Raw genomic sequence first — 26,306 nt, 5'->3', positions numbered from 1 at the left:
AGCAAGTGGCTAGATTAGTAATTATACCTCATTTTCTTGCTCTGCTTTTGCGATAAGCTCTCTGTTTTGATTTAGTTTTCTTAAATAGGCTATCTCAAAAACAGCAGGTATAGTAACTCGGTAAGCTGGGCCAGCAATGTCAGCTGCAGTCCATAATGCAGTGATTGTCCAGCCAATTGGCCCAGTTAGAATTGAGGCTGTTCGTACTAATAAGGCATTTCCACCTAAGGATAATCCTCGACCAATTAATGCTTTTAACACCGCATTTACGATGATTAAGGTTAATTTATAAGACTTGAAACCGCCAGCTCTAAACATTGCAATGAATGTTGTGGTAAGAATTTGAGTTGTTGGTTTATTCTCTGAAATGCCCAATTCTTTAAGTAGTTTCTGGCGTTCTTCCAATGACATTTCCTCAAAGGCATCAGTTAATACTTTCATTAATAGATTTTCTTCAATTTGTTGTACGGAAGAATATTTGTTGTAGTTGACTTTCATTTTATCGCACACATCGCAAAGTAATTCTTTATAAGGCACACCTCGACTGCCACGGAATAGATTTATAAAGGTATTTCCTCCAAATCGCTGAATTTCTGCGGCGATGTCTTCCCAATATTTTGAGTGTTGTGGATAATAACGTTTATAATCATTATTATGAGTAAGTTCCTCTGTAAAGCGCTTTTTTCCGTCTTTATCATGAGTTAAAAGATAAACAAGTTGATCTAATTCTTCAGATGAACAATCACTGAGAAACTCTAAATCGGGATCGTAACGATATGCCATAATAAATTTCCTTATAGTTGGTTAAAAAGTATTTATAGTCTAATTTTATGGGTTATACTTAACCAGCGACGAAAAGTTAGACTTAGCTACCCAAAATCATCAGTTTCCTACCGAAAGAGGCAATATGAAACCAAAAGATATAGTTAGACAGAAAATTCGTGATATACGAGAAGATAAAAAAATTACCCAAGCGACAATGGCCGAGCTATTGCATATGTCAGAAGGTGGTTATGCTAAAATAGAAAGAGGAGAAACTGATCTTAAGATTGATAGGCTGGCCAATATAGCTCAAATTCTAGGGGTAGAAATGGTCGATTTAATCCCTTTTGGTGACGGACCGATTATTTTTAACCATTCTCATGATAATTCCACCAATTCTAGCCATTTTAATCTTGCACTGGGTGAATCCACTCTACAAAATGAGGTGACCCATTTAAATCATATTATTGAAATGAAAAATGAAATTTTAGCCAGCCGAGAGCGTGAAATTGAGGGGCTAAAAACGCAAATTGTAGCCCTTGAGAAACTGATCACGGCTTTAGAGAAAGACGCCCATTAAGCGTAGTTTATTTTTTATTTCAGATGATGTATTAGTTTTATGAAAAAACTCCTCGTCCTCCACACAGGAGGCACAATTTCAATGCACGCGGATAGCAGTGGAAAAGTGACACCAAATAGCCGTAATCCTATGACCAAAGTCGGTTTGGATTTACATAATGTTGAAGTGGAATCGGTGGATTTTCTCAACTTACCCAGCCCGCATATTCGCCTTGAACATATGCTTGCCCTAAGCCAGAAAATTAAGCAAGAGGCACAAAATTATGATGGTGTGGTGATTACACACGGGACGGATACACTGGAAGAAACGGCTTATTTTCTTGATACAATGCAACTTCCTAAAATACCTATCGTCATTACGGGAGCAATGCGTTCAAATAATGAGTTAGGCAGTGATGGCATTTATAATTACCTTTCTGCATTGCGCGTGGCAGTTTTTGAGAAAAGCGCAGATAAAGGCGTGTTAGTTGTTATGAATGATGAAATTCACGCGGCGAAATATGTAACCAAAACCCATACCACTAATGTTTCCACCTTTCAAACACCCACTCACGGCCCTTTGGGGGTGATTATGAAAAAAGATATTCTCTTTTTCAAAACCGCCGAGCCTCGCGTGCGTTTTGATTTAGAAACAGTGAGTGGAAATGTGCAAGTCATCAAAACTTATGCGGGAATGGATAGCTGGCTGTTTGAGCAATTAGATTTGCAACAATTGGACGGCTTAGTGATTGAAGCATTAGGGGCAGGAAATATTCCACCGCAAGCTGCGAAAGGATTACAGCGATTGCTAGCTCATAATATTCCTGTTGCGTTAGTTTCTCGTTGTTTTAACGGTATTGCTGAGCCGGTTTATGGTTATGATGGCGGTGGGGCAAGTTTGCAGGAACAGGGCGTAATGTTTGTGAAAGAACTGAATGCCCCGAAAGCTCGCTTAAAATTACTCATCGCGCTGAATGCAGGATTGCAAGGCGAGGCGCTGAAAAGCTATATGGAAGGATAAAGAAAAAAGTTTAACATTTGCACCGCACTTTATTGTGGTGAGACACGTTGCAAGAAACTGCTAAACGCAGTGGAACACTTCGTAAGGTTTGTTCCATTACTAGCATTAAAAGTGCGGTGAGATTTTTGGCAGAATTTTCATATATAGTAAAGCCCCAGTGAGTTGGGGCTTTGTCTTATTGAGAGGAGATTAGAACTTCGCCAATAACATCGCTTCTAATTTTTCTTGGTCAATGGCAAATTTACGGATACCTTCAGCCAGTTTCTCGACGGCCATTGGATCGCTGTTATGTTGCCAGTAGAACTCGCTTTCTGTAAGTGGTTGTGGCTTAGCTTTCACTTCACCTTTATATTCTAGTTTGCGAGCAAGTGCGGTGTTATTTTCTTGTAATTCTTTTAATAAAGCAGGAGCAATGGTTAAGCGATCGCAACCGGCAAGTTCAGTAATTTCGCCTACATTACGGAAACTTGCACCCATTACTACGGTCTGGTAGCCGTGTTGTTTGTAATAGTTGTAAATTTTAGTTACTGAAATCACACCGGGATCTTCTGCTGGCGCATATTCTTTTTTATCACTATTGGCTTTATACCAGTCAAGAATACGACCAACGAATGGTGAAATTAAGTATACCCCCGCTTCAGCACAAGCACGAGCTTGGGCTTCTGAGAATAAGAGGGTTAAGTTACAGTTAATGCCTTCTTTTTCAAGAATTTCTGCTGCACGGATACCCTGCCAAGTGGAGGCAATTTTAATTAAAATACGATCATTGGAAACCCCAGCTTCATTATAAAGTGCGATTAATTTACGTGCTTTTTCAACAGTGGCTTGGGTATTGTAAGAAAGACGTGCATCCACTTCGGTAGAAATGCGTCCGGGTACGATTTTAAGAATTTCTAAACCGATATTTACCGCTAATTTATCTTCTGCATCAATAAGTTGCTGTGCTTTATCAGCACTTTTGCTTTTGCCATAGGCAATGGCTTCGTCAATTAACGGCGCATATTGAGGCAATGCGGAGGCGCTTAAAATGAGTGATGGGTTCGTGGTGGCATCTTGTGGTTGGTAGGTTTTAATGGCTTCGATATCTCCTGTATCTGCCACAACTACGGTCATTTCGCGTAATGCGTCTAATTGTGTTGTCATATTTACCTCTAATTTGATTGTTGGTTAAGTTGGAATACAATATCACATCTTATTGATGCGCATATAGCTATTTTAGCTCTAGTATTAATAGGTAGATTCTAAATTAAATTCAATGAATGAGGAAAAGAAAATCTGTGATCCTGATCACAATATAAGGAATGAATGATGAAAACACGTTGCAGTTGGGCCGAAGGCTCGTCTATTTATCAAGATTATCACGATAATGAATGGGGCAAGCCAGAATATGATAGTCTGAAATTATTTGAGAAAATTTGTTTAGAAGGACAGCAAGCAGGGCTTTCGTGGATTACCGTTTTGAAAAAACGGGAACAGTATCGTCAGGCATTTTTTCACTTTAATCCTGAAAAGATTGCGCAAATGACGGCACAAGATATTGATGAGAGAATGCAAAATGCTGGGCTTATTCGTCATCGTGCGAAATTAGAGGCAATTGTAAAGAATGCAAAAGCCTATTTAGCAATGCAAAAGTGCGGTGAAAATTTTAGCGATTTTATTTGGGCCTTTGTTAATCACCAGCCACAAATAAATGATGTCCCTGATTTATCCGCAGTGCCAGCGAAGACAGCGGTTTCAAAACAGCTTTCAAAGGCTTTAAAAAAACGTGGTTTTGTCTTTGTTGGAGAAACCACTTGTTATGCTTTTATGCAATCTATGGGGCTGGTAAATGATCATCTGAATAGCTGTTTTTGTAAGTATAAATAAAATGCTTTTTTCATCATTTTTCTTTATAATCGGCTTAATTTCACACCTTAAAAAATGGGTTATTAATGAAAAAAAATTACTACACGATGCTTTCTTTCTCAATTTTGACCGCACTTTATGGTGTACCAAGTTGGGCAAGTTTACAGCAGCAATGCTTAGCTGGCGTACCACAGTTTCAAGGTGAGGTGGTGCAGGGCGATCCAAACCAATTGCCTGTTTATATTGAGGCAGATCGCGCAGAATTAAATCAGCCTGTTAGTGCGCGTTATGAGGGCGATGTTGAGATTAAACAGGGTAATCGCCATTTAACTACCCAAATTGCAGAAATTGTTCAACGTGGCGAAGGGGCTAATGTACAGCGCTTTGCCTATGCCAAAAAGGGGTTTGATTATAAAGATAATCTTATCAATTTGTTAGGGCATTCTGCCAAGATAAACTTGAATAATAAAGATGCAGATGTAGAAGGCGCAGATTACCAATTTGTTGGGCGTCAAGGGCGAGGTAATGCACAACACGTTGAGCTACGCAATGATTATCGCTTACTTAAAAATGCGACTTTTACGTCTTGTTTGCCTGATGATAATAGCTGGTCGATTGAAGCAAGTGAAATGCGTCAGCATATCCAAGAAGAATATGCCGAAATGTGGCACGCACGCTTTAAAGTGCATGGCGTGCCGATTTTCTATACCCCTTATTTGCAACTCCCTATCGGCGATCGCCGTCGTTCTGGTTTGTTAATTCCAAATGTGGGAATGTCTAGCCGTGATGGTTATTCGTATGCACAGCCAATTTATTGGAACATTGCCCCCAATTTTGATATGACCGTAACACCAAAATATATGTCAAAACGAGGCTGGCAATTTAACGGTGAAACACGTTATCTCACGCAAATTGGTGAGGGGCTAATTGCAGGAGAATATTTAGCACGTGATCGCTATGATGATTACCAAGGAGACAACCGCTCTCGTCATTTATTCCACTGGAGACATAGTTCCAGTTTCTTAGAAAATTGGCGTTTAAATGTGGATTACACAAGGGTAAGCGATAAACGTTATTTCTCTGATTTTGATTCTGCTTATGGGCGCAGTACAGACGGTTATGCCGATCAAAATTTCCGTATTGCTTACTATCAGCCGAACTACAATTTCGCTTTATCGGCGAAACAGTTCCAAGTGTTTGACGATGTGGATATCGGACCTTATCGTGTTTTTCCACAATTAGATTTTAATTATTATCGCGATGGGCTTGCTAACGGCTTAATGGATTTTCGCGTATTCTCACAAATTTCGCGTTTTGAGAATGACAGTGCCTTAATGCCGAAAGCTTGGCGTTATCATCTTGAACCAAGCCTTAATATTCCGCTTACGAACCGTTACGGCAGTGTGAATATTGAAACAAAACTTTACGCTACTCACTATAATCAAACAAAAGGAAAAGGGCAAAATGCGGAAGAGATTGAACGCTCGGTAACCCGTGTCTTGCCACAAGTGAAAGTTGATTTTCAAACCTTACTTGCAAGCAAAGAAACCTTGTTTGATGGCTATACACAAACGATTGAACCACATATTCAATATCTTTATCGCCCTTATAAGGACCAAAGCAATATCGGTTCAAAATTAAATAGCCAATATCTTGGTTTTGGTTATGATTCCGCATTATTGCAACAAGATTATTTTTCCTTGTTCCGTGATCGCCGTTATAGTGGATTAGATCGCATTGCCTCAGCGAATCAGTTTACCCTCGGGGGAACAACGCGTTTTTATGATAAAGAAGGGAATGAACGTTTTAACCTCTCTTTAGGGCAAATTTATTACCTTAGTGATTCAAGGATTGATAATAACCCAAACAATAGTAGTGATCGTTCCACTTCCTCTTGGTCATTAGAAACCAATTGGCGAATTAATAAACAATGGAACTGGCGAGCGAGTTACCAATATGATACGAGCTTGCATCAAACTTCTTTGGCAAATACCGTATTAGAATTTAATCCAAGTGGTAATAACCTCGTTCAATTAAGTTATCGCTATGCCAGCCAGCAATATATTGACCAAAATCTCACTGGTGCAAATGCGTATAATCAAGACATTAAACAGCTTGGTTTAGTGGCAGCGTGGGAAATTGCGGACAAATGGGCAGTGGTTGGACATTATTACCAAGATCTAGCCTTGAAAAAGCCTGTTGAGCAATATCTCGGGGTAAAATACAACACCTGCTGTTGGTCGGTGGGAGTGGGCGCACGCCGTTATGTAACAAGCAAAGAAGGACAAACGTCAAACGAAGTGCTTTACGATCATAGTTTTGGGGTAAATTTTGAGTTACGTGGCTTAGGCACCACCGATCACCGTAGCGGCATTGAAAAAATGCTAAAAGCAGGAAAATTACCTTATATTCAATCATTTAGCTTATATTAAAGTAATCATAAGAAAGTAAAAAATAGATTGTTTTAGCTGCATCTTAAAAGTTGGAATCAACAAGCAATTTATTAAGGTGCAGACTTTTTGTATTACGTAATAAAACTTAGCAGTTCAAATAATCTGTTATTTAACGCGGAATATCCCTATTTTATATTTTGGAATAGGTTGTTTAGATGTTATAAGCTAATGGTTTTAGGTTCTTGAGAAGTGTTAGTAAATGGTTTATTACTCAAACCTAAAATGGTGGGTAACGGAATTTAAGTTCCTAAGAATGTGAGAGTTACATAGAAACTGTCAAGATTTGTTTTTAAGGAGCAATAGCAGTCGTCATTGATTTTTTTTTGTATTTAGGATGGGTAATGGGAAAATGTAAAGAAAATAAATGAAAAAGCACTGGTGTAATCCAGTGCTTTTTATGTTGTTTGGCTTTAGAACGCTACCGCACTTTTAAGTTTTTTCAGTGCATTGGTTTCAAGCTGGCGAACACGTTCAGCGGAAATATTATATTTCGCAGCTAAATCTTGTAGCGTTGCTTTATTTTCATCTAACCAACGTGCTTTGATAATATCTTGGCTACGTTCATCTAAACCTTCAAGCGCTGCGGCAACCTGATCTGCAGCTTGAGTTTCGTAATTTTCATTTTCTAATTCTGCGGCAAAATTTGAGTTTCTGTCCTCAAGATAAAGCGCTGGAGCATAACTTTCATCATCGTCATCATTAGAAAGATCAAAGCCAACGTCTGCTCCTGTCATACGGCTTTCCATTTCAATGACATCTTGTTTTGATACGCCTAGTTCCTCGGCCACCATATCCACTTCATTATCATTGAACCAACCTAAGCGTTGTTTAGTTTTGCGTAGGTTAAAGAATAATTTACGTTGTGCTTTCGTCGTTGCCACTTTGACGATACGCCAGTTACGTAGTACATATTCGTGAATTTCTGCTTTAATCCAATGTACAGCAAAGGAAACAAGGCGAACGCCCACTTCAGGGTTAAAGCGTTTTACCGCTTTCATTAAGCCAATGTTACCTTCTTGAATTAAATCAGCTTGTGGCAATCCATAACCAGAATAACCACGCGCAACGTGGATCACAAAGCGAAGATGAGACAAAATCAATTTTTTGGCTGCCTCAAGATCCTCTTTATAATACAAACGTTCCGCTAATTCCTTTTCTTCCTCTGCAGTTAGCATAGGATATTCGTTTGCAGCACGGATATAGCCTTCTAAGCTGCCTTGAGGAACTAACATTAGAGCTTGTGTATCTTTGTTCATCATATTCCTTCTTATTTTATGCCCAATTTGGGTTTATTTATAACATAATTTATTATAAGGTCAATCGATTATAACGATTAATTTATCCTTTTCTTGTAAATTTAGACTATTGTGAGATCAGAAAGTTCATTTCTTTTGATTAAATTTTTACGCAATAAAATAAATCTAATTTAGTCAATTGCAAAGCTAGGGAATTTGCTTTGTTATGACTAATCTAAGTGTTGCCACAATGAGAAATCCGATGCACAAGCTGGCAACGATGAACATCGTTAAACCTAAATGTTGTAGGGCAAGGCTGAGGTTCTCTCCTTTGCCGTAAAGACGAATGCCTACTCCAGCCATTGAGGCTAAGCCAAATGAAAATGCCCAATAAGTGAGACGGAATTGTTTGCCGATCCAAGGTAGTAGGCGAATTAAAAATAATAATTGTAGCAAGCCGTATCCGATCAAACTTTTCACTATCCAATCAATATGACCGCCATTTAAGGCAAGATAGGCTGAACAGCAAACAAAAGCAGGCGCAAGTTGGATACCAATCGTTGGGCGAATTGCTGTTGGCAATTCAGTTAAATTGCGTAAACGTTGTTGCACGGCGGGTTCAAGAATAATCCACGCAATCACTCCTGCACCGAAAAATAACATTCCTAATTCTGAATAACCTAATAAGCCTAATGCCGTTGCACTGACGAAATTTGCTGCGACGGTTGGCAAATATAGCACAGGGGTCGTGGCATCTTGTGGATGAATACCACGCCATAATCCACCGTAACGGTAGGTAGAAAATGCAAGTTGTGCCACAATGCCAAGCCCAACTAAATATTGTGCCAATCCTTTACTATAAGGTGATAATCCCATCGCGATTAATAAAAGTGTAATTGGGATCAGGCTGACGAAACAGCCTAAAATTGGGTGATGCAATTCTGCTTTAGCTTGGATGGGATAGCGTATCCATTTATACACATAAATCGAAAATAGTATCCCCCAAAGCAAGGCTGCAAAGCCGATCAAGGTTTCTGCGATAAGCGTTGGCACAGCCAACACATTAGCACTATAACGCCACGCTAAACCGAGTGCAGAAATGCCCAATACAATACTGAAATAGTTTACCCCAATAGGAAAAGGCTTGGCTTGCGACATTATTTTCCCTCTGCTATTGCAGGTACAAGGCGGTATTCTTTTCCTTCTGTTATCACAGCAAACAATAAATCAATATTGGGGTGTTTACCGGGGAATTGTTTCGCATCCGCTGTATGTTCAGCGAAAAGTTGCAAACCTTTCTCTGCACAAGTGCGGTCTAATTTTCCGTTAAATTCTTGCGCAAGGGCATTATACACGCGCAATGAGCCAAGTTTGCCAGCAATGGCAGGAATGTGATGAAGTGGTGTTTCACCGTCAAATACGCTTAAGCCCGAAAGGTGATCGATAGTAGGTAAGGTTTCTAAAATTGTTTTGAAATCCATTTTGTTTCCTTTTTAGTTAAATGATAATAATGATTAATGTTGCGATGAAATAAATTGTTCGCTGTCAATTTCGCCTTTCGCACCGACAAAACGAACTTCAGGTTGTAAATACACCGCAAATTTTTCTGCCACAGTTTGACGAATATGATGGGCAAGGTTCGCCACATCTTTACCACTTGCTTGTGCCTTATTAATCAGTACCAACGCTTGATTTTGATGTACTGCCGCACCACCAAGTTGATAGCCTTTTAAGCCACATTGATCAATGAGCCAACCGGCGGCTAACTTCACCGTGCCATCTGGCTGCGGATAGTTCGGTATCTCGGGGTATTGGTGTTTTAATTGTGCAAAAAGTGCGCTGGAAATAACGGGATTTTTGAAAAAACTTCCTGCGTTGCCCAATTCTTGTGGATTAGGCAACTTCGCACGGCGTACCGTACAGACTTCAGTGAAAATGTCTTCGGCTTTTACCGTCGCAGGATCAAAACGCGAAAGGGTGCCATAACTTAATACAGGCTGCCAATCTTTAGCTAATTTTAATCCGACTGCAACAATCATATACCCCTCTTTATATTGATGTTTGAAGAGGCTTTCACGGTAGCCAAATTGACATTCAGCCTTGTTTAAACGGAAGATTTCGCCTGTATTAAGGTTAAGTACCTCTACATAATCGCACAGATCTTTAAATTCTACCCCGTAAGCACCGATATTCTGGATTGGGGCGGAGCCGACACAGCCGGGGATTAATGCCAAATTTTCCAAACCATAAATACCTTGTTCCAAGCTCCAGTGAACCAGCTCGTGCCAATTTTCGCCCCCTTGGACGTGAAGATAATGAAAGTGCTCATCTTGGTGATGTTCAATGCCTTTTAACGCATTTATCAGTACGATTCCGTTAAAATCTTCCACAAATAACACATTGCTACCTTGCCCAAGAAAAAGCACGGGAAGCTGTTGCTGTTGAGCTTCTTGCCAAAGAGGGAGGATTTGTTCAAGTGCGGTGATTTTTTTTACAATTTTTGCTTGCGCATTTATTCCAAATGTATGAAATGGTTGAAGATTTTCCATTTTATTCCTTAACGTCTATAATTTATTTGGCAGTGTCATTTTCACTTCTGTACCGCCTTCAGGGCGATTATTGATGCTTAGTATAGCATTGAGTTGGGCGCTGCGTTCATTCATTATATTTAAACCGTAATGCCCAGCTGGTTCATCGAGGCTAGGAATGCCCACGCCATTATCTCGCACCAACAGCTCATATTCTCCGTCTTCATTGGTGTGAGCAACCACTTCAATTTCTGTACCTTGAGAATGTTTAATCGCATTTAATGCTGCCTCGCGGACAATTTGCAAGGCGTGTACGAGCTGTTGCGCATTGAAAGTGTGAGACGGTAAACTACATTCCACCCGCATTTTCATTGTTGTTTGATTGCGTAAAGAGTCAATCACTTGTTCAAGTGCAAGCTGTAAATTTGCTTCTTGCACCGTTAAACGGAAGGTGGCAAGCAATTCGCGCAGTTGAACATAACCATCATTTAAGGCTTGTTCAAAATCACGAATAATTGTCAGGCTTTTTTCTTTATTTTGCTCGCCATCCTTGTTCAGATTGTGCTTTAGCAAGGTGAGTTGAATTTGTAAATACGCCAGCACTTGTGCCAATGAATCGTGTAATTCTCGTGCAATAATTGACCGCTCTTCCATTAATAAAAGCTGTTGTTGCTGACGTTGCGTATGGTGGAAATACAGTGAACGGCTCAACATTTGTGAGACATTTTGCATTGTGCGCAAATCAGGGCAAGGCAGCCCCGCTTGCCAAGACAGTCGCCCAAGTTTATCCCCTTCAACACAAAGTTCCATTTGTTGTGTTGAGAGTGGGGCTTCTTTCTCACCGAGCTGGATATTCCAATGTTCTGCGCCATATACCAGTAATTCAATATAGCGTAAATGTTCATTGACTTTTATTTGTTTTAAGACTTGCTTGAGTAACGTAGGATCGATATTATTCGTGGTAACTAATTGAGAACATTGGTAAAGCATTGAAAGAGAGCGGTTAGCTTGGCTCAATTTTTGCGTTTTTTCATTGACCTTTTCTTCCAGCCCTGCATACAGCTTTTTCAAATCACTCGCCATTTGGGTAAAAACTAAAGCAAGTCGTCCGATTTCATCATTATTATTACTATCTAGTGGAATGTGGTTGAATTGCCCAATTTGCACTTGGGTACTTGCTAAGGCTAATTTTTCCAACGGTTTTACCATTTGTTTTTTGGTAAACCACACCACATAAGACACCATTGCGACAATAGAAAGCATTGCAAAAAGAATGCAATATACTGCAAGATAAAGTTTTTTCTCAGCAAAATGTTGTAAATCTTCAACAAATTGGTTCACTTCAGCAACGTAGTTTGCTACTTCTTTTTGATAGGAAGGATAATTCATTTGTTTGGCATAATTCTCCATTTCCTTCCAACGTACAATTAGATGTTGATAAGCCTGCTTAATATCATTGGGCATAAAAAACTGATGGTTAATATCCGTTAAGGTAGAGGAATGTAAGGTGGAACGGTATTGAAGTAAATTTTTTGACACTAACTCAGGTGCATGTTCCATTTCGTATAAAATACGATAACTTTGCATTCGTAATGAACCGGATATATTGATTAATTCGGCATCAGATTTATTACTTAGCATAATAATTAAACTTAATACACTAATCACCGTTGCAAAAATAATAATAAGTAGCAAGTAATTAGCAATTTTGGTGGCAACAGAGTGTTTTCTTATTTTCACGAATTTTTAGTATCAAATATAATTCTAATCTTTCAGCATTTTAACAAAAAAATTCTTTTTTCATAGAAATGTTAGTCAATGAGTTAAAGGAAGTAATTTATCGCCTTATCTGACACTGGAATAATTTTGATCTAAAACAATAAATTAGTTTTTAATCGGATAAATACTTAATTTAGGTTATTAAAAATAGACCAATCCCTCAAGAGAATAGTAAGCCTAGTAAAAGTTATTTGAGTCGTGGTCAATATCACCATTTAAATAAAATTGAGTGAACCTACTAGCGCTCAATATATGATATATCCACAGGAATAAAAATGTTAAATAAACACTCAACTATCCCAATGGATAAAGCGGAAGATTGGCACGTTTGTGGCGTGATTGTTCAATGTAATCCGCAAAAAATTGAAAAAATTAAGACCGCACTTTTAGCGGTACCTTATACCGAAGTGCCTGCCGAAGATGTTGAAAAAGGCAAGTTGGTGGTGGTGATGCAATCGCACAATCAACATCTTTTGCTCGAGCAAATGGAGCAAGCGCGCAATATTGATGGCGTGATTACCGTATCTTTAGTCTATCATCAACAAGATGAAGGCAATGATGAATAATTAATCATACTCGTGGGGGAAATGAGATGAATTTAAGTCGCCGAGACTTTATGAAAACCAATGCAGCCGTTGCCGCTGCGGCGGTTGCAGGATTAACCATTCCAGTAAAAAATGTGGAAGCCACACAGGATAACAGTATCAAATGGGACAAGGGTGTTTGCCGTTTCTGTGGTACAGGCTGTGGAGTATTAATTGGTACGCAAAATGGACGTGTTGTGGCATCACAAGGGGATCCTGATGCGGAAGTAAACCGTGGATTAAACTGTATCAAAGGTTACTTCTTACCAAAAATTATGTATGGAAAAGACCGTTTAACTCAGCCAATGTTGCGTATGAAAGACGGCAAATATGATAAAAATGGTGATTTCACGCCAGTAACTTGGGATACCGCTTTCAAAACGATGAAAGAAAAATTCTTGGCGGCAATGAAAGAACGTGGACCGAATGGAGTGGGAATGTTCACCTCTGGGCAAAGCACCATTTTTGAAGGTTACGCGAAAGCCAAACTTTGGAAAGCCGGTTTCCGTTCTAATAATATTGATCCAAATGCGCGTCATTGTATGGCTTCCGCGGCGGTTGCATTTTTGCGTACCTTTGGTATTGATGAGCCGATGGGTTGTTATAACGATATTGAAGAAGCGGAAGCTTTCGTGTTATGGGGTTCAAATATGGCAGAAATGCACCCAATTTTATGGTCGCGTATTTCTGATCGCCGTTTATCCAATCCTGATGTTAAAGTGGCCGTGCTTTCTACCTTTGAGCATCGCAGTTTTGAACTTGCCGATAATGGAATGGTTTTCACACCACAATCAGATTTAGTGATCTTGAACTACATCATTAATTATTTAATTCAAAATGATGCCATTAATTGGGATTTCGTTAATAAACATACTAAATTTAAACGTGGTGAAACCGATATTGGTTATGGCTTGCGTGATAGCGATCCGCGCCAAAAAGCAGCAAAAAATGCTAATAGCGGTAAAATGTATGACAGTAACTTTGAAGAACTCAAAGCCCTTGTGTCTGAATATACCCTTGATAAAGCACACGAAATGTCAGGCGTACCAAAAGAGCAACTTGAAAGTTTGGCGCAGCTTTATGCCGATCCAAAACGCAAAATTGTTTCGTTCTGGACAATGGGCTTTAACCAACATACGCGTGGTGTGTGGGCAAACCACTTGATTTATAACATTCACTTATTAACTGGGAAAATCTCCATTCCGGGCTGTGGACCATTCTCATTAACCGGTCAGCCATCTGCTTGTGGTACCGCGCGTGAAGTAGGTACCTTTATCCACCGCTTACCCGCTGATATGGTGGTAACAAAACCTGAACATCGTGCTAAAGCAGAGAAAACGTGGAAAATTCCAGCAGGTGTGATCACCGATAAACTAGGCTATCACGCTGTGGCACAAAGCCGTGCATTAAAAGATGGCAAAATGCGTGTGTTATGGCAAATGTGTACTAACAATATGCAAGGTGGCCCAAATATCAATCAAGAAACTTTCCCGGGTTGGCGTAATCCTGAAAACTTTATCGTGGTTTCCGATCCTTATCCAACAGTCTCCGCATTAGCTGCAGATTTAATGTTACCAACCGCAATGTGGGTAGAAAAAGAAGGGGCTTACGGTAATGCCGAACGCCGCACACAAGTATGGCGTCAGCAAGTGAAAGCACCGGGTGAAGCAAAATCTGACTTATGGCAATTAGTAGAATTTTCAAAATACTTCACAACGGATGAAGTCTGGCCCGCTGACATTTTAGATGCAAATCCAGAATTTAAAGGCAAAACATTATATGAGGTGTTATACCGCAACGGTAATGTAGATAAATATTCTAATGTAGAGCTAAATGATCGCCTAAATGATGAAGCTTATGATTTTGGTTTCTACATTCAAAAAGGATTATTTGAAGAATATGCCTCTTTCGGTCGTGGACATGGACATGATTTAGCAGATTATGATCTCTATCATAAAGCACGTGGTTTACGTTGGCCTGTGGTTGATGGCAAAGAAACATTATGGCGTTATCGCGAAGGCTATGATCCTTATGTTAAAGCTGGTGAAGGCGTGGCATTCTATGGTCAGCCTGACAAACGTGCCGTGATCTTAGCGGTTCCTTATGAGCCACCAGCGGAAGTGCCTGATGAAGAATATGATTTATGGTTATCTACGGGGCGTGTATTAGAACATTGGCATACTGGCACAATGACTCGCCGTGTTCCTGAATTACACCGTTCATTCCCGAATAACGTCGTTTGGATGCACCCAAATGATGCGAAAAAACGGGGATTACGTCATGGTGATAAGATTAAAGTTTCTTCACGTCGTGGTGAAATTATTTCTTATGTGGATACCCGTGGACGTAATAAATGTCCTGAAGGCTTAGTCTTTACCACTTTCTTTGATGCAGGTCAGCTTGCCAATAAACTTACGTTAGATGCAACCGATCCTATTTCTAAAGAAACGGACTTCAAAAAATGTGCCGTTAAAGTGGAAAAAGCTTAAAAAAATAACCGCACTTTGATATAGCTAAAGTGCGGTGAAAAAACGATGAAAAAATTAACCCAAACACCGGAACGCCGTAAATTTTTTAAAGACGCTGCTCGTACTGCGGGCGGATTAGCAGGTCTTGGCATTTTACTCGGACTTCAACAAGAGCAAAGTCTTGCACGTCAAGGCGTGGCATTACGTCCACCGTTTGCCCTTGAAGATGAGAAAAAATTCGCTGCCGCCTGTATTCGCTGCGGACAATGTGTGCAAGCCTGTCCTTATGAAATGTTACACCTTGCCTCCTTGCTTTCGCCTATGGAAGCTGGCACACCTTACTTTATCGCACGGGAGAAACCTTGCGAAATGTGTGAAGATATTCCTTGTGCAAAAGCCTGTCCAAGTGGGGCGTTAGATTCTACACAGGATAATATTAATGACGCTCGAATGGGCTTATCGGTGTTGCTAGATCACGAAACTTGCTTAAATTGGCAAGGCTTACGCTGTGATGTGTGTTATCGCGTTTGTCCGCTTATTGACAAAGCGATCACGTTAGAAATGCAACGTAATGATCGCACGGGTAAACACGCATTATTTATCCCAACTGTGCATTCTGATGCTTGCACAGGTTGCGGAAAATGTGAAGAGGCCTGCGTACTGGAAGAGGCGGCAATTAAAGTGTTACCTCTCTCTTTAGCAAAAGGAATGTTAGGTAAACATTATCGCTTAGGTTGGCAAGAAAAAGAAAAGGCTGGGCATTCTCTTGCACCTGAGGATATGATTTCTTTACCTGTACGCAAACCGGAGGGGCGTTAATGGTAAATTCACCGAAATATGCAGGAAGAGAAGCAAGAGAAAAGCTTGGTTTATGGCGTGCTAATCGCTTTTTGTTTTGGCGTCGTTTAACCCAGTTAAGCATTCTCGCAATGTTTCTAAGTGGCCCTTGGCTTGGTGTGTGGATTTTGCGTGGCAATTATAGTGGAAGTTTATTTTTAGATTTAATCCCAATGAGTGATCCCCTCATTACCGCAGAAACCCTTGCAACAGGCCATTTACCAAACTTCACAACGCTACTTGGTGCGAGTATTGTGATCGCCCTTTATGCTTTGTTAGGGAGCAAAATATTTTGTGGCTGGGTTTGTCCGTTAAACCTTGTTACCGACAGTGCTGCTTGGTTAAGACGTAAATTAGGCATTCGGCAAAATGCCAAAATCCCACGTGGATTACGCTACGGTATTTTATTGATGATTCTTATCGGCAGTGCAATGAGTGGCATTATGTTGTGGGAATGGATCAACCCGGTGAGTGCATTTGGACGCGCGTTAATTTATGGCTTTGGTGCAACAACTTGGTTAATTTTAGCGATATTTTTATTTGATTTATTGATTGCAGAGCATGGCTGGTGTGGGCATTTATGCCCTATCGGGGCAACTTATGGCTTAATTGGTGCGAAAAGCATTGCGCGTATTAAAGTCATTGATCGCACACGCTGTGATAATTGTATGGATTGCTACAATGTTTGCCCTGAGCCACAAGTGTTACGCAGCCCATTGCACGGCAAAAAAGACGAAAGCCAGCTCGTGCTTTCTAAAGATTGTATCAGTTGCGGACGTTGCATTGATGTTTGTGCTGAAAACGTATTTACTTTTACCACTAGATTTAATCATTCGGGGGAATAAAATGATTAAAAAAACCTTAGTAATTTTAACCGCACTTTTCGCCACCAGCGTAATGGCTGCGGAAGATAACATTGACAACTATTTACAAGGGGCGGCAGAAGATGTGAAGCCAGCTTTCCACAATGTACCAAAACAAAGTGAGCTGCCAGCACTTAACTATGTAAATCAGCCACCAACAATTCCACATAGTGTGAAAAATTATCAAGTGACGAAAAATGTCAATCAGTGCTTAAACTGCCACAGTGTTGAAGCATCACGCATTACAGGAGCAACACGCATTAGCCCAACGCACTTTATGGATCGCCAAGGCAACATTGTCGGCGGTGAAACCTCACCAAGACGTTATTTCTGCTTGCAATGCCACGTTTCACAGTCTGATGTCGAGCCAATCGTGCCAAATGAATTTAAACCTATGAAAGGTTACGGAGAATAAAAATGTTGAAATTGATCAAAAAGTTTTGGCATTGGTTTCGCTCACCGAGTCGTATGGCAGTCGGTGTTTTAATCACGCTATCGTTTATTGCTGGTATTCTCTTTTGGGGAGGATTTAACACCGCTCTTGAACATACCAATACGGAAGAATTCTGCTCAAGCTGTCATATGAATGATGTTGTGCCAGAATATCGCCAATCTGTGCATTATATGAACCGCACAGGCGTGAAAGCCACTTGTGCGAACTGCCATTTACCGCACGAATTTATTCCTAAATGGGTAAGAAAAATCAAAGCAGCAACAGAAGTTTATGCACACCTTACAGGTAAAGTGGACACCAAAGAAAAATTTGAAGCTGCTCGTCTAGAAATGGCAGAACGTGAATGGGCAAGAATGAAAGCCAATAACTCACAAGAATGTCGCAACTGTCATAATTTTGAGGCAATGGATTTCACGCAACAAAAAACAGTGGCAGAGAAAATGCACGCGATGGCGATTAAAGAAGGGAAAACCTGTATTGATTGCCATAAAGGGATTGCTCACCACTTACCGAATATGAAAGACGTGAGATCAGGTTTCCTTCCAGAGAAAGCTGAAGGTAGCAAAGAACACTAATTTTTCCTCAGCGAAAAAGATATTTGGTTGAATTGGTATCAATAAACGAAAAAGCCCTGTATAATAGCAGGGCTTTTTATTTTCCCGTTGGCGTGCGGCTATCAAAAATGATCTTTGGTGAGAGATTAAGTGCGGTCTTTTTTTGAGATGATTTTTGCTAGTCGCAATTGGGAAAAGTAGTGAAATCAACTGGTTAGATAAAAAGTTGATTTACGAAAAGCATTTCACGCGGAATATTCCGCACTTATTTCATTTAATTGAAAGGAAAATATTGTGAATCCAATTGTTAAACAATTTAAATATGGTCAGCACACGGTAACCTTAGAAACCGGTGCAATTGCCCGTCAAGCCACGGCAGCAGTGATGGCGAGTATGGACGATACCAGCGTTTTCGTTACTGTGGTAGCGAAAAAAGAGGTTAAAGAAGGACAAGATTTTTTCCCATTAACGGTAAATTATCAAGAGCGTACTTATGCAGCGGGACGTATTCCGGGAGGATTTTTCAAACGTGAAGGCCGTCCATCAGAAGGTGAAACCTTAATTGCACGTTTAATCGATCGTCCAATTCGTCCATTATTCCCTGAAGGCTTTTTCAACGAAATTCAAATCGTGGCAACCGTGGTTTCGGTAAATCCACAAATTAGCCCTGATTTAGTCGCAATGATTGGGGCTTCTGCGGCACTTACTCTTTCAGGCGTGCCATTTAACGGACCAATTGGTGCGGCGCGCGTTGGTTTTATTGATGGTCAATTTGTTTTAAACCCAACCACGAGCGAACAAAAACAAAGCCGTTTAGACTTAGTGGTAGCAGGCACCGATAAAGCCGTATTAATGGTGGAATCGGAAGCGGATATTTTAACCGAAGAACAAATGTTAGCCGCAGTGGTGTTCGGTCATCAACAGCAACAAGTGGTGATTGAAGCGATTAAAGAATTTGCTCAAGAAGCAGGTAAACCTCGTTGGGATTGGCAGCCTCCAGCACCAGATACTGCGTTGATTGATAAAGTGAAAGCATTAGCCGAAAGCCGTTTAGGCGATGCTTATCGTATTACCGAAAAACAATCACGTTATGAGCAAATTGATGCGATTAAAGCAGACGTTGTGAGCCAACTCACAGCGGAAGATGAAACCATCAGTGAAGGAAAAATTGTTGATATTATTACCGCACTTGAAAGTCAAATCGTTCGTTCACGCATTTTAAATGGTGAGCCTCGTATTGACGGTCGTACCGTGGATACGGTGCGTGCGTTGGATATTTGTACCGGTGTATTACCACGTACACATGGTTCAGCGATTTTCACTCGTGGTGAAACTCAAGCGTTGGCAGTGGCAACCTTAGGTACAGAGCGTGATGCACAAATTATTGATGAATTAACTGGTGAAAAAACCGATCATTTCTTATTCCACTACAACTTCCCGCCATATTCTGTGGGTGAAACGGGTATGATCGGCTCACCAAAACGCCGTGAGATTGGTCACGGTCGCTTGGCAAAACGTGGCGTGGCTGCGGTAATGCCTAGTTTGAGCGAATTCCCTTATGTTGTTCGTGTTGTTTCTGAAATTACCGAATCAAATGGTTCTTCATCAATGGCTTCAGTATGTGGCGCATCATTAGCTTTAATGGATGCGGGTGTACCAATTAAAGCGGCGGTTGCGGGTATTGCAATGGGCTTAGTGAAAGAAGACGAAAAATTTGTCGTGCTTTCTGATATTTTAGGTGATGAAGATCACTTAGGTGATATGGACTTTAAAGTTGCAGGGACACGCGAAGGGGTAACTGCACTGCAAATGGATATCAAAATTGAAGGAATTACGCCTGAAATTATGCAAATTGCGCTTAATCAAGCGAAAGGGGCAAGAATGCACATTCTTGGTGTAATGGAACAAGCCATTCCTGCACCGCGTGAAGATATTTCAGATTTTGCACCGCGTATTCACACGATGAAAATCGATCCGAAGAAAATTAAAGATGTGATCGGTAAAGGTGGTGCTGTGATCCGCTCATTAACGGAAGAAACGGGTACCTCGATTGATATTGATGATGACGGTACAGTGAAAATCGCAGCCGTGGATAATAATGCGGTGAAAGAAGTAATGGCTCGCATTCAAGATATCACTGCAGAAGTGGAAGCGGGTGCAATCTATCAAGGTAAAGTAACTCGCCTTGCTGATTTCGGTGCATTTGTTTCATTAGTAGGCAATAAAGAAGGCTTAGTTCACATTTCACAAATTGCTGATGAACGTGTAGAGAAAGTAAGTGATTACTTGACTGTTGGTCAGGAAGTGAGCGTGAAAGTGGTTGAGATTGATCGTCAAGGTCGTATCCGTTTAACGATGAAAGATATTGCTCCAAAACAAGAAACAAGCCAACCAGAAGAGATTGTGCTTGACGTTAGCGAGCAAGAATAACAAACTCTGCTCCCTACTTGTTAGGGAGCTATTTTCCTTAATGGAAAACTGGCTGACATTGTCAGTCAGGTATACTTAAGCTAAAAAGCTAAGGCTAAACAATGATGCAATGTAATTGGCGTATAAAATCTCTCAGATTGTTTTCAATCTGGTGTTTTGCGTTGTTACTTGTCGGCTGTGTAGATTCGCAACCATTTATGGCAAAAAATAAATTGCTCATTGCGACACAGACACCAAATAGCCATCTTGAGCAAGAAATTATGATTGCTCGGATTAGCCAAGTATTACAAATTGGCGGAATGGATAAAAAAGATCGTGCTTCCTTACATTTTGAGCGAGGCGTGCTGTATGACGCTCTTGGTCTTTGGGGATTAGCACGTTATGACTTTTTGCAGTCTTTAATTTTTCAGCCAAAAAATGCCGCACTTTATAATTATTTAGGCGTCTATCAGCTTATTAATGAAAATTATGATGAGGCTTTAGAAGCGTTTAATGTGGCATTGGAATTTAATCCAAAAGATGAATATAGCCTATTCAATCGAGGTTTAGGTTTTTATTATATAGCGCGTTATCCACTTGCACAGCAGGACTTTTTGCAGTTTTATCAACAAGATCAAAGCGATGCTTACCGTGCATTATGGTTATACCTCAATGAACTAGAAATCAATCCTAAAAAGGCTAAACAGCAGTTAGCACAACAAGCCCCTGCACTCTCGCAAAAGCAGTGGGGCAGTTATATTGTGCAATATTATTTAGGTCAGTTATCGCTTGCAGAGCTACAACAGCAAGGGAGAGAATTTGCTGAAACGCAAAAAATCCCTTATGCTGAAGTATTGACCGAAACCTATTTTTATCTAGCAAAACAACAACTCAATTTGGGTCAAAAAGAAAAAGCAGAAAATCTGTTTAAACTGACCATAGCGAATCAGGTGTATAACTTTGTTGAGTATCGTTTTGCAGTGCTTGAATTGGCGAAATTAAAACGTCAGCAAGCAAAATAAGCTAGGTATTTACCTAGATTTGGTGTTGTAAAACGTAAAAATTTTCAACAATGTTATCCGCAAAGCTGCTATCTATTAGTAACACCTCGGCTTTGCCAAACTGAAAGTAATTGAGCTTTCCTTTTATATTCGAGTATTTTAATGACTGAAACAAACATCACTTTTAATGATTTAGGACTTCCTGAATTTATCCTTAATGCTGTAACAGATATGGGATTTGAATCCCCTTCACCAATCCAACAGGCTTGTATCCCTCACCTTTTAGCGGGTGATGATGTGCTTGGAATGGCACAAACAGGGAGTGGAAAAACCGCTGCTTTTTCTCTCCCACTCTTAGCTCAAATTGAGCCAAATAAAAAAATGCCACAAATGTTAGTGATGGCACCAACCCGCGAGCTTGCCATTCAAGTGGCAGATGCTTGTGAGCAATTTATGAAATATGCCAAAGGCATCAATATTGTTACCCTTTACGGTGGACAACGTTATGACATTCAATTGCGTGCTTTAAAACAAGGGGCGCAAGTGGTGGTGGGGACACCGGGGCGTATTTTAGATCACCTTAGACGTAACACTCTTGATCTTTCTGAATTAAAAGCCATTGTTTTAGATGAAGCAGATGAAATGTTACGTATGGGCTTTATTGACGATGTGGAAACAGTAATGGCAGCACTGCCAGAGAAGCATCAAACAGCCTTATTTTCGGCAACAATGCCCGAACCTATTCGCCGTATTACGAAACGCTTTATGCACGAGCCAAAAGAGGTGAAAATTCAATCTACACAACGCACCGCACCGGATATTACACAGAGCTGTTGGTATGTTCGTGGATTTCGTAAAAACGAGGCATTATTGCGTTTTCTTGAAGTGGAAGAATTTGATGCGGCGATTATCTTTGCACGTACCAAAACTGCCACCCTTGATATTACTGAGTTACTGGAAAAACACGGCTTCCGTGCAGCAGCACTAAATGGGGATATGACGCAACAATTGCGTGAGCAAACTCTAGACCGTCTGCGTAACGGCAGTTTAGATATACTCGTCGCCACTGATGTTGCTGCGCGTGGTTTGGATGTTGAGCGTATTAGTTTAGTGGTAAATTATGATATTCCTCTTGATGCAGAAAGTTATGTTCACCGTATTGGGCGAACCGGTCGTGCAGGACGCGCAGGGCGAGCTTTACTTTTTGTTGAACCAAGAGAAAACCGCTTGTTAAAAAATATTGAACGCTTAACCAAAAAGCCAATTGAAGAAGTGGAAATTCCAAACCACGAAGCATTACAGGCTTGCCGCCGTAAAAAATTCGTGGCACAAATTACCAAACAGCTAGAGCATCACGATCTAGAACAATATCGTAGCTTATTAGAAGATCTATTCACCGCTGATCAAGATCAGGAAGACATTGCTGCTGCAATGCTAATGCTATTACAAGGTAAACAAAAATTAATTCTCCCACCAGATCCTGTATTTGATAAACATACCCCAAGGGAGCGTAGCCGCCGTGAGAATCCACGTTCAGCTGAACGCCGTGGCTATGGTAATCCGCAGCCGATGGATTTATACCGCATTGAAGTCGGACGTTTAGATGGTGTTGAAGTGCGTCATATTGTTGGTGCCATTGCCAATGAAGGGGATATTAACAGCCGTTATATTGGGCATATCAAACTTTACGATAGTCATTCCACCATTGAATTACCACAAGGAATGCCGAAAGAATTGCTCAATCATTTCGCGAAAACTCGTGTAATGAACAAAGCAATGCAAATGTCTTTCCTTGGTGAAGTGAAAGGGGGCGAGGGGAAAGGAAAAGGCTTTTCTGGAAAAGGCAAAAGTCGCGCTGATGAGCGTTTTGCCCGCGGCAAAGGTGAACGCAAATTTAAAGAAAAAAATCACCGCACTTTTGATGAAGGTGGTTTTAAATCTCGTTCAAGAAAAAGATAATTTTAGTTGTTGAAAATAGCCCCTTGGGGCTATTTTTTATTTTTATCGTAAAATATAAGGCGGTACATTTTCCGTAAAGCGGGAACTTGCACATAAATTTTTTGTATAAAAACTAAAATTCACTAAAAAATCCCCGCACTTTAGTGTGATAAGGGCGGAGGATTTTCGCTTAAATTATTTTTGACTACATAGGGCGATAAAGCCTAATTTTTTCTCAGGATCATTGAAAACCTTAAACATTTTTGTAAATGTCGGGCGATTTTCTGGCTTTAAGGCATTGCGGATAATTTTGGCTGTGCCGAATACCCCTTCGTCATAAATCATTCCTGTTGGAGAAAGTAAGCTCATCTTGCCCGAATAGGTTTCCACGTTGCGAAATCCTGCATCTAAAAAGAGTGATTTCCAGTTCTGTTTTGTCAATGGGGTTACGGTAACGTTAATGGCTTCGCGTAACTGTTGGATCACCTTGTCTGCATCGTCCGTGGTAAGAAGGACATCGTGAGTGAGCAAAAAGCCGTTGGGCTTGAGAACGCGATAATATTCGCGTACCGCTTTAATTTTGGCTTCCACTGGTAGCATTGTGAGCATTGCTTCATTGATAACGATGTCAAAACTGTTATCGGCAAAGGGCAATTTCATTGCGTTGGCACGTTGAACCTGAATTTTATCTTGTAGCCCTTTTTCAGCGATATTTTTTCTTGCTTTCTCTAATGCGTTTTCATCAAGATCCACACCTTCAATATGGCAGCCAAATTTACTGGCTAACTCAATGGCCGTTGTTCCCATATTGCACGCCACTTCTAAGACTTTTTTATGCGCGTTGAAATCGCCGTTAGCAATCAACCATTCTGTGGCTTTGCGACCGCCCGGGCGTAAACGTGTTTTGCCTAATCGGGCAAGAAAATTATGTCCCATTTCTTCTTTTTTCATATTACCTCCCTTAGGATTAATCATCATTCAACTATATCAGCTTTCCTGTGTCCTTCCTAGTTAAATGCGATCAATTCTTGTTTACAAATAAAGTGCGGTGAAAAAATGGTCTGTTTTATGCCTGTTCAATTTTTTCTTTGTAATGACGACGGCATACGGAAACATAATGATTATTGCCACCGATTTGAATTTGTGCGCCATCTTTAACCACTTCCCCCTGATCATTCAAACGCAATACGAAATTGGCTTTGCGTCCACAATGGCAGATGGTTTTTAATTCTTCTAGCTGATCAGCCCAAGCAAGTAAATATTTACTACCCTCAAAGAGTTCCGCTTGAAAGTCGGTGCGTAATCCATAACATAAAACGGGTATATGTAATTTATCCACCACATCGCTTAGTTGATAAACCTGCGCTTTGGTGAGGAATTGTGCTTCGTCCACCAAAATACAATGCAGACTTTCTTGTTCAAGGTGCAGGGCAATGTCGGCAAAAAGATCCGTTTCTTTATGAAACAATTTTGCTTGCTGGCTAATCCCAATGCGAGAGGTTACTTTGCCCACCCCAAAGCGATCATCAATAGCGGCGGTGTAAACCAGCGTATTCATTTGCCGTTCACGGTAGTTGTAATCTGATTGTAGCAGGGTCGTGGATTTGCCCGCATTCATCGTAGAATAATAGAAATAAAGTTTAGCCATAATAAAGTGCGGTTATTTTGTTAGCCATTTCCAAATAAAGTAAAATACCAGCCCCGTCAATGGTGGGAGCGTGGCAAGCATAAAAATGCCAACAGTAGTGCCTTGTCCTACCCATTGTCCTGCAAGGGTAAGTAGATCCATCACCTGTGCAGTCGGTAATTTGATCAAGACAACAGCGATAGCGATAAGCATAAGCACGCAACCGATGCCAGCGGCACGCATTGCGTTAGATTGGTGAGATTGCATAAATGCTCCTTATTTAATTTCGTTTAATTCTGTCATCGCCCAACGTGGTTTCACTTCAATTTCTAATGGTGAATGTTCACCGTGTTTCAGGCGTAAAAATCCTGTATAGGCAATCATTGCCCCGTTATCCGTACAAAATTGCGGTTGTGGGTAAAAAACTTCCCCACCCAACTGTGCCATTAATTCTGCCAAGGCTTGGCGTAATTGTTGATTAGCACTCACCCCACCTGCAATAACCAAGCGTTTAAAGCCCGTTTCTTTCAAGGCTCTGCGGCATTTAATCACTAAGGTTTCTACCACCGCCTGTTGGAACGCATAAGCAATATCTGCTTTGCTTTGCTCGGTGAGTGTTCCTTCTTCTTTAATGGTTTGATTGATGGTATTTGCCGCAAAGGTTTTTAAGCCAGAAAAACTAAAATCAAGGCCGGGGCGATCTGTCATTGGACGTGGAAAAGTAAAGCGATTAGGCGTGCCTTTTTCCGCTAAGCGTGCCAATGCCGCCCCTCCCGGATAATCCAAACCAAGTAATTTCGCTGTTTTATCAAAGGCTTCGCCTGCAGCATCATCAATACTTTCGCCAAGCACTTCATATTGTCCTACGCGATCAACCCGTACAAGCTGAGTATGACCGCCTGATACCAACAAGGCAACAAAAGGAAAGTGCGGTGCATTTTCTTCTAACATTGGGGCGAGTAAATGCCCTTCCATATGATGAATCCCAATGGCTGGCACATTCCACGCATAAGCCAAAGCACGCGCAATGGTTGAGCCAACCAATAATGCACCCACCAGTCCGGGCCCGCAAGTATAAGCAATACCATCAATATCACTGGCGGTTAGATTTGCTTGTGCTAATGCCGCTTGAATTAACGGAGCGGTTTTACGGATATGGTCGCGTGATGCTAATTCAGGTACAACTCCACCATAATCGGCGTGCAATGCAATTTGGGTGTAAAGTTGGTTGGCGATAAGCCCATTATTTTCATCATAAATCGCCACACCTGTTTCATCACAAGATGTTTCAATGCCTAAAATTCGCATTTTTTCTCTCTTTTACTAGCTAAAAAAATTTGCCTAATTCTACCCTGTTTATGATTTTTTCACCAGCTAAGCATCATATTCA

The 26,306-nt window shown here is 40.6% G+C and carries 24 protein-coding genes; 13 read left to right on the top strand and 11 right to left on the bottom strand.

All coding sequences use genetic code 11. The features are described from left to right. Positions 1-21: 21 nt before the first annotated feature. Entirely contained in the window at positions 22-783 is a 762-nt protein-coding gene (locus L5B90_RS06120) for a DUF3944 domain-containing protein (RefSeq protein WP_250363920.1), read from the bottom strand. 124 nt (positions 784-907) lie between these two features. On the opposite strand from L5B90_RS06120, the gene L5B90_RS06115 reads away from it, so the two are divergent. Both L5B90_RS06115 and L5B90_RS06110 read left to right on the top strand, forming a co-directional pair. Continuing rightward, entirely contained in the window at positions 908-1,342 is a 435-nt protein-coding gene (locus L5B90_RS06115) for a helix-turn-helix domain-containing protein (RefSeq protein ID WP_265762401.1), read from the top strand. Positions 1,343-1,381: 39 nt separating this feature from the next. Next, positions 1,382-2,341 (top strand): asparaginase, encoded by a 960-nt coding sequence (locus L5B90_RS06110; RefSeq protein ID WP_250351403.1) that lies wholly within the window; start codon positions 1,382-1,384, stop codon positions 2,339-2,341. A gap of 189 nt (positions 2,342-2,530) precedes the next feature. Here the strand turns inward: L5B90_RS06110 and tal are convergent, their stop codons facing one another. Beyond that, positions 2,531-3,484 (bottom strand): transaldolase, encoded by a 954-nt coding sequence (tal, locus tag L5B90_RS06105; RefSeq protein WP_250351404.1) that lies wholly within the window; start codon positions 3,482-3,484, stop codon positions 2,531-2,533. Positions 3,485-3,649: 165 nt separating this feature from the next. On the opposite strand from tal, the gene L5B90_RS06100 reads away from it, so the two are divergent. Further along, complete coding sequence (locus tag L5B90_RS06100; RefSeq protein ID WP_265762559.1) at positions 3,650-4,207, top strand: DNA-3-methyladenine glycosylase I; 558 nt, start codon at positions 3,650-3,652, stop codon at positions 4,205-4,207. Between the two features lie 65 nt (positions 4,208-4,272). Next, positions 4,273-6,618, top strand: coding sequence for an LPS assembly protein LptD (gene lptD, locus L5B90_RS06095; protein ID WP_265762400.1), 2,346 nt, complete (start codon positions 4,273-4,275; stop codon positions 6,616-6,618). Between the two features lie 431 nt (positions 6,619-7,049). On the opposite strand, the gene rpoH is transcribed toward lptD, so the two are convergent. From rpoH to narQ, 5 genes are all read right to left on the bottom strand, one after another. Then, positions 7,050-7,895 carry an RNA polymerase sigma factor RpoH gene (rpoH, locus tag L5B90_RS06090; protein ID WP_250364524.1) on the bottom strand — a complete coding sequence of 282 codons (846 nt, stop codon included), beginning with the start codon at positions 7,893-7,895 and terminating at the stop codon, positions 7,050-7,052. A gap of 186 nt (positions 7,896-8,081) precedes the next feature. Beyond that, positions 8,082-9,032, bottom strand: coding sequence for a dicarboxylate transporter/tellurite-resistance protein TehA (gene tehA / locus L5B90_RS06085; protein ID WP_250363924.1), 951 nt, complete (start codon positions 9,030-9,032; stop codon positions 8,082-8,084). After that, entirely contained in the window at positions 9,032-9,355 is a 324-nt protein-coding gene (locus L5B90_RS06080) for a DUF2322 family protein (protein WP_250363925.1), read from the bottom strand. Before L5B90_RS06080 ends, tehA begins: the two co-directional genes overlap by 1 nt. 33 nt (positions 9,356-9,388) lie before the next feature. Next, positions 9,389-10,423, bottom strand: coding sequence for a UDP-N-acetylmuramate dehydrogenase (gene murB / locus L5B90_RS06075; protein WP_250363926.1), 1,035 nt, complete (start codon positions 10,421-10,423; stop codon positions 9,389-9,391). A 15-nt stretch (positions 10,424-10,438) separates the two neighbouring features. Further along, entirely contained in the window at positions 10,439-12,142 is a 1,704-nt protein-coding gene (narQ, locus tag L5B90_RS06070) for a nitrate/nitrite two-component system sensor histidine kinase NarQ (RefSeq protein ID WP_250363927.1), read from the bottom strand. Between the two features lie 314 nt (positions 12,143-12,456). Between narQ and L5B90_RS06065 the strand changes: the two genes are divergently transcribed. The 9 genes from L5B90_RS06065 (at position 12,457) to L5B90_RS06025 (ending at position 23,310) form a co-directional block, all read left to right on the top strand. After that, the gene (locus L5B90_RS06065) at positions 12,457-12,747 is read left to right on the top strand and encodes a chaperone NapD (protein ID WP_265762399.1); all 291 of its coding nucleotides are present in this window, start codon (positions 12,457-12,459) and stop codon (positions 12,745-12,747) included. 26 nt (positions 12,748-12,773) lie between these two features. Next, positions 12,774-15,254 carry a nitrate reductase catalytic subunit NapA gene (gene napA / locus L5B90_RS06060; RefSeq protein WP_265762398.1) on the top strand — a complete coding sequence of 827 codons (2,481 nt, stop codon included), beginning with the start codon at positions 12,774-12,776 and terminating at the stop codon, positions 15,252-15,254. A gap of 45 nt (positions 15,255-15,299) precedes the next feature. After that, complete coding sequence (napG, locus tag L5B90_RS06055) at positions 15,300-16,052, top strand: ferredoxin-type protein NapG (protein WP_265762397.1); 753 nt, start codon at positions 15,300-15,302, stop codon at positions 16,050-16,052. Continuing rightward, a complete protein-coding gene (napH, locus tag L5B90_RS06050) occupies positions 16,052-16,915 on the top strand; it encodes a quinol dehydrogenase ferredoxin subunit NapH (RefSeq protein WP_265762396.1) in 864 nt (287 codons plus the stop codon). Before napG ends, napH begins: the two co-directional genes overlap by 1 nt. Position 16,916: 1 nt before the next feature. Beyond that, positions 16,917-17,348 carry a nitrate reductase cytochrome c-type subunit gene (locus tag L5B90_RS06045; RefSeq protein WP_250363931.1) on the top strand — a complete coding sequence of 144 codons (432 nt, stop codon included), beginning with the start codon at positions 16,917-16,919 and terminating at the stop codon, positions 17,346-17,348. 11 nt (positions 17,349-17,359) lie between these two features. Beyond that, positions 17,360-17,962, top strand: a complete 603-nt coding sequence (locus L5B90_RS06040; RefSeq protein WP_265762558.1) for a cytochrome c3 family protein — start codon at positions 17,360-17,362, stop codon at positions 17,960-17,962. A gap of 273 nt (positions 17,963-18,235) precedes the next feature. Further along, positions 18,236-20,371 carry a polyribonucleotide nucleotidyltransferase gene (pnp, locus tag L5B90_RS06035; RefSeq protein ID WP_250363932.1) on the top strand — a complete coding sequence of 712 codons (2,136 nt, stop codon included), beginning with the start codon at positions 18,236-18,238 and terminating at the stop codon, positions 20,369-20,371. A gap of 104 nt (positions 20,372-20,475) precedes the next feature. After that, entirely contained in the window at positions 20,476-21,372 is an 897-nt protein-coding gene (gene nlpI, locus L5B90_RS06030; RefSeq protein ID WP_250364525.1) for a lipoprotein NlpI, read from the top strand. Between the two features lie 141 nt (positions 21,373-21,513). After that, positions 21,514-23,310, top strand: a complete 1,797-nt coding sequence (locus L5B90_RS06025) for a DEAD/DEAH box helicase (RefSeq protein ID WP_250363933.1) — start codon at positions 21,514-21,516, stop codon at positions 23,308-23,310. Positions 23,311-23,484: 174 nt separating this feature from the next. Here the strand turns inward: L5B90_RS06025 and L5B90_RS06020 are convergent, their stop codons facing one another. The 4 genes from L5B90_RS06020 to tsaD form a co-directional block, all read right to left on the bottom strand. Further along, a complete protein-coding gene (locus tag L5B90_RS06020) occupies positions 23,485-24,240 on the bottom strand; it encodes a class I SAM-dependent methyltransferase (protein ID WP_250363934.1) in 756 nt (251 codons plus the stop codon). Between the two features lie 115 nt (positions 24,241-24,355). Continuing rightward, the gene (locus tag L5B90_RS06015; RefSeq protein WP_250363935.1) at positions 24,356-24,937 is read right to left on the bottom strand and encodes a thymidine kinase; all 582 of its coding nucleotides are present in this window, start codon (positions 24,935-24,937) and stop codon (positions 24,356-24,358) included. 12 nt (positions 24,938-24,949) lie between these two features. Further along, entirely contained in the window at positions 24,950-25,183 is a 234-nt protein-coding gene (locus L5B90_RS06010; protein ID WP_250351419.1) for a hypothetical protein, read from the bottom strand. 9 nt (positions 25,184-25,192) lie between these two features. Beyond that, positions 25,193-26,224 (bottom strand): tRNA (adenosine(37)-N6)-threonylcarbamoyltransferase complex transferase subunit TsaD, encoded by a 1,032-nt coding sequence (gene tsaD, locus L5B90_RS06005; protein WP_265762395.1) that lies wholly within the window; start codon positions 26,222-26,224, stop codon positions 25,193-25,195. Positions 26,225-26,306 lie beyond the last annotated feature (82 nt).

It is taken from the genome of Avibacterium sp. 20-129, from assembly GCF_026226845.1.
In the GTDB taxonomy this organism is placed as follows: domain Bacteria; phylum Pseudomonadota; class Gammaproteobacteria; order Enterobacterales; family Pasteurellaceae; genus Avibacterium.
The sequence above is the reverse complement of the archived record's forward strand: the minus strand, read 5'-3'. Positions and strand labels throughout refer to the sequence as shown.